The organism is Vibrio olivae (genome assembly GCF_042428525.1).
GTDB classification, from domain to species: domain Bacteria; phylum Pseudomonadota; class Gammaproteobacteria; order Enterobacterales; family Vibrionaceae; genus Vibrio; species Vibrio olivae.
In genome coordinates, this window is the sequence record NZ_JBHMEP010000118.1 from 1 (window position 1) to 549 (window position 549).

Sequence of the window (549 nt, forward strand, 5' to 3'; positions counted from 1 at the left end):
GCCGTTGGCGACCAGTCCGCAATCATGGGCGCCGCAACCGCCGATTTGACGTGTGCGGTTAAGGAGTATTTCGGATTTAGCGTTGATGTTGCCTATATGGTAGCATATAACAGCGAACCGGACATCTTGGCAAATCCGATTATCAAAGCCGAGATTGCAGCACGCAACCCGAACGAACCGTTAGGAATGCCCGTATATGTAACCAACGCCGGGGAATTTCCCGCCGGAGGTGGCGCATAACGCCGGAGCATAACGAATTGTTAAACCGAGGGGACGGGGTGTATCCCCGCCCCCTTTTTTTATTGCAATCTTAATTCCTAATAGGGGAACAATCTGCTATATTTGCAATATGGAAAAATGGGAAGAAATTAAAGGTTATGAAAGTTTGTATCAAATCAGTAGTAGCGGAAGAGTTAAGAGCTTATATCGTGTAGATAGATTAGGCAGAGTTTATAACGAACGTATATTAGTTCCTGAAGTTACAAAAAAAGGTTATTTACGTGTTTCATTAGGAAATAGGAAAGATGGATTTAAAAAAATAATGGTTCA

The 549-nt window shown here is 43.2% G+C and carries 2 protein-coding genes; both read left to right on the top strand.

Translation table 11 applies throughout. The features are described from left to right. Window positions 1-240: hypothetical protein (locus tag ACFFUV_RS23805; protein ID WP_390198491.1), on the top strand; the 240-nt coding region annotated here is incomplete at its 5' end. A 109-nt stretch (window positions 241-349) separates the two neighbouring features. Then, window positions 350-549 (top strand): NUMOD4 domain-containing protein (locus ACFFUV_RS23810; protein WP_390198493.1); only part of this gene is annotated, 200 nt, incomplete at its 3' end.